The organism is uncultured Gimesia sp., assembly GCF_937919775.1.
Lineage (GTDB): Bacteria > Planctomycetota > Planctomycetia > Planctomycetales > Planctomycetaceae > Gimesia.
The window spans coordinates 1-6599 of the sequence record NZ_CALFPF010000317.1 but is presented as its reverse complement, the minus strand read 5'-3'; the positions used below and the strand labels follow the sequence as shown (position 1 = coordinate 6599).

The window sequence follows — 6599 nt, the reverse complement described above, 5'->3', positions numbered from 1 at the left end:
ATCCCGCTGGGTATTACCGGAGAATGGACCTGGGAACGAATCCCTTTTGTGTCAGCGGAAATGGTTCCCGGCTGGATTGTTTCAGGCATCGCGTTCGGTGTCTATTTACTGGCTGCTCTGATCGGTCTCTCCCGAATCAGATTCTGCTACCGCTGGGAATTAGTCATCTGGCTGCTGGGACTGGCCGCTTCGGGGATCGTCTGGTCCCTTTTATTACAGGATACGCCCCCCACTGAGTACCGGCTGTCAAAGGCTGCGTTCGTACTCTATTACAAAGGTTCCTCGGGCTATTTTACAGAAGCGCGAGACGGCATTCCCGACGTTCCGCACTACCTTGAGCATTATGCAGAGAAAATGAAACAGGGTGATGTGCTGCATGAAGGGACTCATCCCCCCGGACTTCCGCTTTTCTATCGAGCATTGATCCTACTCTGCCAGAACGTTCCCGGATTACAGTCAGCGCTTCTGAAAACTCAACCGGCTTCGTTTCAGGAAGCAACGGAAATCATTGCGAATCTGACCGCCGCATCCGGAAACCCCTTAACAGACCTCGACAGTGCCGTACTCTGGCTGGCTACGTTGATTACTGTCGTCCTGTCTGCGCTGACGGTTTTCCCCCTGTTTCTGCTGTCGCGCGAATTCGCTTCACGCGAAGTCAGTTGGCAGGTTGCCACATTCTGGCCTTTGATACCCGCGGCATTAATTTTCCAACCGAAATCAGACGCCCTCTATTCCATCATGGCAATTCTGTTTTTATACCTGTGGGTAGTTGCCTGGAGACGAAATTCTAAACCCCTGTATCTTCTGGCCGGTTTCGTGCTCTGGATCGGCTTTTTCCTGACACTCGCGTTTCTGCCTGTCGCCTTGTGTGCGGTTTTCTATTCCCTGTTTGAAGTCTGGCAGCTTCGATCCGACAAAAACCTGTTCCGCCCTGCCTGGAAGCAGTTTTTCTTCGCGGCAGTTTTTGGCCTGTCGGGACTGGTGCTTCCCACAACATTCATGGGCGTTTTGTTCGAAATCAACTTGCCGGAAGTCTGGTTTTTAAACCTGCAAAATCATGCGGGCTTTTATCTGCAGTATCCGCGTACCTACTGGAAATGGCTGCTGGTGAACCCGCTTGAAATCAGCCTGGCGCTGGGCTTGCCCGTGGCCTGGCTGGCGGCAAAATCGCTCTGTAGCCGAAGACTTTTAATTCACAATCGCACCGAAGGACCGTTCCACCCCGGATTAAAAAACCTGCTGCTTTCCTGTCTGATTGTATTGGGCCTGCTCTGGCTCTCCGGGAAAAATATGGGAGAAGCCGCACGACTCTGGCTGGTTTTCCTGCCCTGGTTTCTGCTCATGACCATCCCTTACTGGCACATCATCGAGATCGAATCTGCTTTCAACAATGAGAGTTCGGCTTCTTTCCTGAAACTCCAGTCAATCTGGATTACTGCCCTGATCACCCAGGCAATTGTCTGCGTCGCCACAGTGAACAGAATCACGGGTTTTCATTTTCCCCCCGGATAATCTTCATCGGCAGGCCGGCGAGGGAGTTCCGTTCAAACCACCCTGAAACCTCACTCTTTCGCCTCCCGCATATTCCATATAATCCTGATATTCGTAAATCCTGCGAGAGTGTACGCATCACCGTTTGCATGCGTCGATATTGATATCGTTCGCGCCTTAATTAATGTGGAACACTTAATCATCTTGAATGATCGAACTATCAGACTCACAAACACTGCCATCAGTCACCCCGGTGTTCGATCAAAGCATGATCTGAGACTCGTATCACTTGTAGTCAGGTTCCGGTTTCCCGTTATGATCAGTTTGAAACGCATTTCAGCCAGAATCACCTATGCTGCGATCAGTTGCTGCCTCTGTTTCGTAGTGACGCTTTTCAGTGTCGGCTGTTCTGAAAAATCGCTGGACTACACCGAACTCAAACAGATCAATGAAAAGGTGACAGAAAGCGAGCTGAAAAAATATCTCAAGGTCATCAAGCTGTTACCACAAAATAAAACTCCAACTTTTCCTTCGGTTTACGCCCCTGCTCCTGCCTGGAGTCATATCCGTTCGTTACCCATCGAAGACCTCGTCTATAGCGAGCAAAACAATCTGTCACAACTATGGGAGATTGAAAGAATCGGTGAGCACTTTGGAGCACGAAACCGAATGTTCAAAAAAGCACTCCACCGCAGGGAACTGTCCAAAGAGCAGTTCATCAGCTATACGCTGGCAATCGGACTGGCAGCCAGTCGACTTCAATTGAGAGAAGATCAAAATCTGGAGGAGGTCATCCAGAAGGGTAACAAAATCATTCATCAACTTCAGTTGGATAAACGTCCTTTTTCCTCACTCTCACTCGAAGAGCGACATCGCACGCTGCACGAAGCAATGTGGATCGCACGCGTCAATCGCGCAGAGCATATGATCCAGGTTCCCCCGGAAAATATCAATCTGGTTAAAAACAACTGGGATCAGCTCAAAGAACTACTGCCTCCTGAATTTCTGAAAAATCCGCTGGATGATCTTTCAGATACTCTTGAAGAACGTGGAATCCCATTCACCATCATCGAAAAAAAAGATTCTGATGATCTCATGCAGTGGACATCCACAGATGCCATCATCGGCACGGACCAGCCTGATCCGCCGCCGGAAAAGATCGATTAACTCTGCCCGAGGTTATTGTGCCGAAGCGACATCAGGACGGAGTTTTTGTGCCTCGTTCAAATAGACGTGGACAACTTCGGACTGTTTTTGATCCGTATTCACATGGATCATGACGCGGATACAGCGCGGCATTGCCCCTTTGACGGCAATTTCGGAAGCGCAGATCAAGGGGACCGATTTCATTCCCAGTTCGCGTGCCGCTTCCGCAGGAAATGCCGAGATTAAATCGGGGGTCGTTGTAAAAAACATCGACACGATATCTTCGAAGTTTTCAATCTGATTTGCCTTGAGAAGCTGCTCCAGCAGCGTGCGTGTTGCAGCCAAAACTTCCGTTGAGGTGTCTTGAGTTACTGTAGTTGCACCACGAATTCCACGTACCGACATCGCAAATACCATGTATCTTTAAAAGTTCGTTGTAAGATAAGCCCGGTTACACGCTCGAAAGCAGAGAATACGATCTTAATCACCAAAAACGACTAAAACAGCTCAAAAGCACATCCTAACTAATTCTTCGGCTATTCGCCACCAGTGGCATTCCCGAATTCTGACAGGTCCTCAACCAGCGTGCAAAGTTTAACTGTAATGATCATTACCACTTAACATAAAAGTGGCCAGAACGGGATGATTACCCATTTTAAAAATGCTCTTGCGTTACTTTCACTGTATCAGGTAAAAAACAGCCCTATTAGAGGATCGCAGGGGGGACGGATTTGCAGAGGTCACCACGATGGTGCGCCAGCCTCCACGTAGAGACCGCCTGACAATCAAAATTCAAAACGTGCATCTTTTGGAAAGGACTCCTTGATGTCGACGACCATTGAGTGGATCGCTCAAGAGCTGAATTGCCCCGCGAAAGGCAATCAGAGGCTGGAAATACATGGCGCGGAATCCGTTTTGAAGGCAGGTCCCCATGACATTACTTTTGTCGGCGACGAACTGAATCTGAAGCGGCTGAAATCAAGCAATGCGGGCGCGGTCATCGTTGACAAACGGCTGGAAGAGTCATTCCAGAAAGCATATGAAGCAGCGCCGTTTGCCTCGCTGACCATTGTCGATGCCCAGGCCGCTTTTATTAAAATTCTCCAGAAACTGCGCCCGCCGCGCTTACTGCCGGAAATCGGGATTTCGCCCCGGGCCGACATCAGCGATCAGGCAACATTGGGAGAAAACTGTCACATCTATCCCCAGGTCACGATTTGTCCCGGAGTCCGCATCGGAAACAATTGCCGGATTTATCCCGGCGTTTATATTGGAGATAACTGTGTCATTGGAGATGACGTCACAATTCACGCCAATGCCGTCTTATATCCTGATGTGAAAATTGCCAATCGCGTGCTGATCCATGCCTCTGCGGTCCTGGGCTGTGACGGTTTCGGTTATCGATTCGAAAACGGGCATTATATCAAGATCCCCCATCTGGGAAGTGTCCGCATTGATGACGACGTCGAAATCGGCGCTGGTACCACGATTGATCGCGGCATGATCGGCGCCACTGTGATTGGAGAAGGAACCAAAATTGATAACCAGGTCATGATCGCTCACAACTGTGAAATCGGAAAACACAACGCATTCGCCTCACAGGTCGGCTTTGCAGGTTCGATCATTACTGGTGACTATGTGCGCTGCGCCGGTCAGGTGGGCATTGCAGATCATGTGCACATCGGAGATCGGGCCACTCTGGGAGCCCGTGCCGGTGTTCATCGGGATATCCCTCCCGGAGAAATTCATATCGGAACTCCTGCTGCTCCTGAAAAAGAGCAACGCAAAATTGTGATGTCCCTCCGCAAAGTGCCTGAAATGCGAAAACAGCTTCGTGAACTGGAAAACCAAGTCATGCAACTGGCTCAACAACTTGAAGAGTTGCAAAAACAAGAATCAGACCAATCATGATTCTGCGCGGATCTGCGCTCAAACTGATCTATTTAAATGAAGTCCTGTAGTGATCAATGACTGAATTGCAAACGCCCGACATAAAGACTTCCCGACAAATCGGCCTTTTGGCCGGTGCAGGCCGGTTCCCCATTGTCTTTGCGGAACACGCTCGAAAACAGGGATATTCCGTCTGCTGCCTCGGCATCTTCGGAATGGCCAATGAAGATTTAGTTGATGTCTGTGATACGTTTCACTGGATTCCTCTGGCGCGCATCGGCAGAGCCATCAAACTCTTTCATCGCGAGAATGTAAGTCGGATTGTGATGGCGGGAAAAATCGAAAAGACAGTCTTATTCAGTCCCTTTCGAATTTTTAAATTACTGCCGGACCTTCGCACTCTTCACATGTGGTATCGTTATGCCAAAAAAGATCGAAAAGACGATACCCTGCTGCTTGCTGTCATCAAAGAGTTTGAGCGTGACAATCTCTTCTTTGAATCTGCCTTGGACTATTGCCCGGAGCTACTCGTGAAACATGGATTCCTTACCAAACGACACCCCAGCCCGTCCCAGTGGGAAGACATCAAAATGGGATGGGATATTGCCAAACAAATGGGGCAACTGGATATCGGACAAAGCATTGTGATCAATGACAAAGCCGTGATCGCCGTGGAAGCGATTGAAGGCACAGACCGGGCCATTCAACGTGCGGGTGAATTATGTAAACGAGGCGGGTTTACCGTCGTCAAAGTCGCGAAACCACAACAGGACCGCCGCTTTGATGTCCCCACCGTCGGCATTAAAACCCTGCAAACCATGCACGAAGCGGGGGGACGGGTGCTGGCAATCGAAAGCAATCAAACCATTATGATTGATCAGCAGGAAGTGGCTGATCTGGCAGACAAACTGGGCATTGCCATCGTCTCACTCAATGAAGAAGAACTGACCTTGCAGATGGCCAGTTAAAACCGACCGGAAATGATTCACTCAGAAATCAGTTTCATTTCGCTGCCGCTGTCCGAATCGAGATGATCCGCTTCGCCTTCAATCTCGAGATGAAATGCCGTGAGCATTTCCGTTCTCTGATGCGGTCCGGCCAGTTGATCGTCATCTGCTTTGGGGTCGCCGGAGAGCTCGACTTCAAATTTTGTCGATGCCAGCGATAATTCATCCCCCGGCAACAATGCACCACGGGTAATCTTCTGGCCGTTGACGCGCGTGCCATTCGTACTACAGAGATCGCGCACAAAAAGCAGCCCATCGGTTTTGATAATCACACAATGAATCTTGGAGATGCTGTTCTTGTCGATCTGAATATCACATAAATCTGATTTTCGACCAACGACGGTCACATCTTTTTTCAATTCAATGGGCTGACCTCCATTTACAGGAATCAATCGTGCGATCATGAGAGCAGCCGTTATTAAGACAGAAAATACGTAAGTGATTACTTAAACGAGATTTATTGTGAATTTGAGAGATGTGCAAAATCAATAGGAAATCGGAGCCTTTTTATCATGTTAACACAGTGTGAGGCAAATTCCATGCTAATTCATCCAGATCGCTATAAAGTGAAACACTGAATGGTGATTTCGGTCAGGTGAATGGCTGAATCGGAAGAATTCCTACGCCGTTTAACCCGATTACCGCCAGTCGCTTGACGGTGAGACGGAGCAATGGTAGTGTCCCTAGTAAATATGCTGCGAACCGATGGCTTAACGTACAGGATTTCAGTCACAATCAAACTGATTGACCCGCCTGAATTAAATTCTGCCGTCCGCGAAGTCGAATCGGACCAACGGGATATCAACCGCCAGATACAAATCTGTCTTCTAATAAAAGACAAACAGCAGTTAGTAAATTTTTATCAACTGCCGCGAGTTCCGGTTATGAGCATGAGAGGGGGTTGTATCTCAGCCCCTCATCTTAACAGGAAGCATCAAGCTTCTTAACAATAGATATGTACTGGTTAGCATCCGGTTTCTTTGCGTGAAGGGACCGAAGCCCTAACCGATTAACATTAAGAGGAAATAAGTATGTCAGGTAAAAAGTATGTGTACTTCTTTGGTG

General features: G+C 48.7%; 6 protein-coding genes. 4 read left to right on the top strand and 2 right to left on the bottom strand.

The genetic code is table 11. The features are described from left to right. Both Q0294_RS08735 and Q0294_RS08730 read left to right on the top strand, forming a co-directional pair. The coding region (locus Q0294_RS08735; RefSeq protein ID WP_299463469.1) for a hypothetical protein at positions 1-1512 on the top strand (1512 nt) is incomplete at its 5' end. Positions 1513-1806: 294 nt separating this feature from the next. Further along, positions 1807-2658 (top strand): hypothetical protein, encoded by an 852-nt coding sequence (locus tag Q0294_RS08730; protein ID WP_299463466.1) that lies wholly within the window; start codon positions 1807-1809, stop codon positions 2656-2658. 12 nt (positions 2659-2670) lie between these two features. Here Q0294_RS08730 and aroH read toward each other — a convergent pair whose 3' ends face one another. Continuing rightward, positions 2671-3042, bottom strand: coding sequence for a chorismate mutase (gene aroH, locus Q0294_RS08725; RefSeq protein WP_299463463.1), 372 nt, complete (start codon positions 3040-3042; stop codon positions 2671-2673). 420 nt (positions 3043-3462) lie between these two features. On the opposite strand from aroH, the gene lpxD reads away from it, so the two are divergent. Beyond that, positions 3463-4548 (top strand): UDP-3-O-(3-hydroxymyristoyl)glucosamine N-acyltransferase, encoded by a 1086-nt coding sequence (lpxD, locus tag Q0294_RS08720; RefSeq protein WP_299463460.1) that lies wholly within the window; start codon positions 3463-3465, stop codon positions 4546-4548. A 56-nt stretch (positions 4549-4604) separates the two neighbouring features. After that, positions 4605-5495: a UDP-2,3-diacylglucosamine diphosphatase LpxI gene (gene lpxI, locus Q0294_RS08715; RefSeq protein WP_299463457.1), complete on the top strand. Its 891-nt coding sequence runs from the start codon at positions 4605-4607 to the stop codon at positions 5493-5495. A gap of 17 nt (positions 5496-5512) precedes the next feature. On the opposite strand, the gene Q0294_RS08710 is transcribed toward lpxI, so the two are convergent. Beyond that, the gene (locus Q0294_RS08710) at positions 5513-5938 is read right to left on the bottom strand and encodes an FHA domain-containing protein (RefSeq protein WP_299463454.1); all 426 of its coding nucleotides are present in this window, start codon (positions 5936-5938) and stop codon (positions 5513-5515) included. Between the last annotated feature and the right edge of the window lie 661 nt (positions 5939-6599).

What these genes read in the sequence shown, in the direction of transcription:
- lpxI (WP_299463457.1), top strand. Translation starts at nt 4,605, where the DNA reads ATGACTGAATTGCAAACGCCCGACATAAAGACTTCCCGACAAATCGGC.
- aroH (WP_299463463.1), bottom strand. Translation starts at nt 3,042, where the DNA reads ATGTCGGTACGTGGAATTCGTGGTGCAACTACAGTAACTCAAGACACC.
- Q0294_RS08710 (WP_299463454.1), bottom strand. Translation starts at nt 5,938, where the DNA reads ATGATCGCACGATTGATTCCTGTAAATGGAGGTCAGCCCATTGAATTG.
- lpxD (WP_299463460.1), top strand. Translation starts at nt 3,463, where the DNA reads ATGTCGACGACCATTGAGTGGATCGCTCAAGAGCTGAATTGCCCCGCG.
- Q0294_RS08730 (WP_299463466.1), top strand. Translation starts at nt 1,807, where the DNA reads ATGATCAGTTTGAAACGCATTTCAGCCAGAATCACCTATGCTGCGATC.